General features: G+C 59.6%; 3 protein-coding genes. All 3 read left to right on the forward strand.

What is annotated here, in order from left to right; translation table 11 throughout:
- Nucleotides 1-144: 144 nt before the first annotated feature.
- The 3 genes from AC1DWI_RS17470 (at nucleotide 145) to AC1DWI_RS17480 (ending at nucleotide 3138) form a co-directional block, all read left to right on the forward strand.
- Nucleotides 145-681: a shikimate kinase gene (locus AC1DWI_RS17470; protein ID WP_457279811.1), complete on the forward strand. Its 537-nt coding sequence runs from the start codon at nucleotides 145-147 to the stop codon at nucleotides 679-681.
- 45 nt (nucleotides 682-726) lie between these two features.
- Nucleotides 727-1842, forward strand: a complete 1116-nt coding sequence (gene aroB, locus AC1DWI_RS17475; protein ID WP_477669881.1) for a 3-dehydroquinate synthase — start codon at nucleotides 727-729, stop codon at nucleotides 1840-1842.
- 99 nt (nucleotides 1843-1941) lie between these two features.
- Complete coding sequence (locus tag AC1DWI_RS17480) at nucleotides 1942-3138, forward strand: deoxyguanosinetriphosphate triphosphohydrolase (protein WP_477669880.1); 1197 nt, start codon at nucleotides 1942-1944, stop codon at nucleotides 3136-3138.
- Nucleotides 3139-3221 lie beyond the last annotated feature (83 nt).

Genomic DNA, 3221 nt, shown 5'->3' on the forward strand with positions numbered 1-3221 from the left:
TCTGATCGCCTTGGGCGAGTTCGAGGGCGGTAGGTAAAGAAGGCGTCGTGCTGAAGGACTGCGCGTGGGACTGCCAGTCCTCTGCGTAGTTGCTTGGCATGCTTCTGGGCAACCTTTCCTCCATATCAATTGAATGCACATCCGTTGAGAATCGCCTGCGTGGGCTTGCCTGGGTCGGGGAAATCCACCGTCGGCAGGCATCTTGCCCGAAGAATGGGGTTGCGGTTCATTGACTCGGATCAGGTGATAGAACAACGTATCGGTTGCTCTATCCGTGAGTTTTTTGAGCGCGAAGGTGAAGACGCATTTCGCGACATCGAGCAGCTGGTCATCGATGAGTTGACTCAGGGTGAGGTTTGCGTACTCTCCAGCGGCGGCGGGGCTGTGCTGCGCCCCGCCAACCGGCAACATCTTCGGGAGCGGGCGCAGGTGGTTTACCTGCATTCCATCCCCGAAGAGGTTTTTCGCCGTTTGCGGCATGACCAGAACCGCCCCTTGCTTCAGGTGGCCGATCCGCTGGCGCGGCTCAGGGATCTTTACGCCGCCCGTGACGCCCTCTATCGGGAAACGGCACACTATGTCATTGAAACAGGCCGCCCTTCAGTCTCTACGCTGGTCAACATGATCCTGATGCAGCTGGAGCTGGCAGGCGTGATGGCTCCGCCTCCCGACCGGCCATAACCATTGGCAAGCCTTGGAAAGGGTGGAAGCCTCTACACTTCTTCCATGCAAGAAAATTCCTCTTCCGCCGTTGCGACAATCCGGATTGATCTGGCCGAACGCAGCTATCCGATCGTCATTGGCAGCGGGCTTCTGGGAAGCAGCAATACCTATCAGGACGTGCCCAAAGCGGCGACGGCGCTGGTGGTGTCAAACACCACCGTGGCCCCGCTGTATGCCGTGCAACTCACCCGGGCCTTGCAGCAACGCTATGACAAGGTGCTGCTGGTCACCTTGCCGGATGGTGAAGTCCACAAGGACTGGCCAACCCTGCAATTGATTTTTGATGCGCTGCTGGAAAACGGCTGCGACCGAAAGACGGTGCTGTTTGCCTTGGGCGGTGGCGTGGTCGGCGACATGACCGGCTTTGCCGCGGCCAGCTATATGCGCGGCGTACCATTTGTGCAGGTGCCCACGACATTGCTGGCCCAGGTGGATTCCTCGGTAGGCGGCAAGACGGCGATCAACCACCCGCTGGGCAAAAACATGATCGGTGCGTTCTACCAGCCCTTGCAGGTGGTGTGCGACCTGGATGTCCTGGCGACGCTGCCTTCTCGCGAACTGAGTGCGGGCCTGGCCGAGATCATTAAATACGGCCCCATTGCCGACATGGCATTCCTTGAATGGATCGAGGCTAACCTGGAGGATCTGCTCGCCAGGGAGCCCGTGGCCATGGCCCACGCCATCCAGCGCAGTTGTGAGATCAAGGCATGGGTTGTAAGCCAGGACGAGCGGGAGTCGGGCTTGCGGGCCATCCTGAATTTCGGTCACACCTTCGGCCACGCGATTGAATCCGGCCTGGGCTATGGGGAATGGCTGCATGGCGAAGGTGTGGGCTGCGGCATGGTGATGGCCGCGCATCTGTCAGAGCGTCTGGGCCTGGTTGACAAGCCTTTTACGGAACGCCTGACCAATCTTGTCCGACGATGCGGCCTGCCGGTGCGAGGACCTGTGCTGTCAACCACCGACAATGCCGGCCGCTATCTCGAACTGATGCGCATCGACAAAAAATCCGAAGCGGGTGAGATAAGGTTTGTTGTGATCGACGGCCCCGGGAAGGCAGCCGTTCGCAGTGCACCGGATGCCATGGTGCGCACTGTCATAGATATGTGCTGTGAATAAGCGGCGGAAAATATGGAAGAAGTACCTGAAATTGCTATCAATTCAGGAGCTGTTTGCGCTTATACGGTATGGGATTTCGGTCATTTTTATGCTTAATCCATGAATCTCCAGCCCTACGCCTGTGACCCGTCGCGTTCGCGCGGCCGCCGCTTTGCCGAGCCTGCTGCGCCAACCCGGTCCGAGTTTCAGCGCGACCGCGACCGTATCGTGCACTCCACCGCTTTTCGGCGCCTGGTGTACAAAACCCAGGTGTTTCTGAATCACGAAGGTGATTTGTTTCGCACCCGTCTGACTCATTCGCTGGAGGTCGCCCAGCTGGGAAGGTCCATCGCCCGCACGCTTCAGCTCAACGAAGACCTCGTGGAAGCCATTGCGCTGGCGCATGACCTGGGCCATACGCCGTTCGGTCATGCCGGTCAGGATGCCTTGAACGCGTGTCTGAAAGCCTGTAACCCAGACAGCGCAGGCTTTGAGCACAACCTGCAAAGCCTGCGCGTGGTGGATTCCCTTGAGGAGCGCTATCCGGCCTACAACGGGCTGAACCTGACCTTTGAGACGCGAGAAGGAATCCTGAAGCATTGTTCCAGGCGCAATGCACGCCATATTGAAGCCCGCGAGCCGGACGGTGTTGCCCGCCGGTTCGTGGAGCCCGCTGACGGGCCGCGCTGGCAGCAACCCGGTCTGGAGGCACAACTGGCCAATCTTGCGGACGAAATAGCCTACAACGCGCACGATATTGACGACGGCGTGCGCTCCGGCCTGTTAACCCTGGAGCAACTGGAGGGTGTCGAGCTGTTCGCGCAACACTGCCGGGAAACGCAACTGGCGCACCGGGCGTTGAAAGGCCGGCGGCTGCTGTTTGAGACCATACGGCGCATGCTCAGTGCCCAGGTCTATAACGTGATGGATGCGACATCGCTTGCGATTCACAAGGTTGCACCTGCCAGCGTGGACGAAGTTCGCAGGCATCCGGCGCTGGTGTGTTTTACCGAAGAAATGGCGATGCAGTCTGCATCCCTCAAACGTTTTTTGCTGCGAAACCTGTACCGCCACCCGAAAGTGGTGGAAACCACGCAGGCTGCCAAGCAGGTAGTCCGTGACCTGTTCGAAGCCTATATGGCCGACCCGGCCCAGATGCCGCAGGCTCACATCGACCGGTTTGACGGCATTGATGCCCCCCATGCGGCGGGCGCAAAACCCGAGAGGGTGGTCGCCGACTACATTGCCGGCATGACAGACCGCTTCGCCGCCAAAGAGCATGARCGYCTTAAGGGGCGCGCAGCYTTTCCGGTTTARGTGGAGTTGTAGCSGCCCATAGGCAGCAAGCGTGACKGAGCCCCGGCCAACAACAACCCCGAGCCCGAACGCGGCCTGGTACG

The organism is Polaromonas sp. P3_C2, assembly GCF_056402675.1.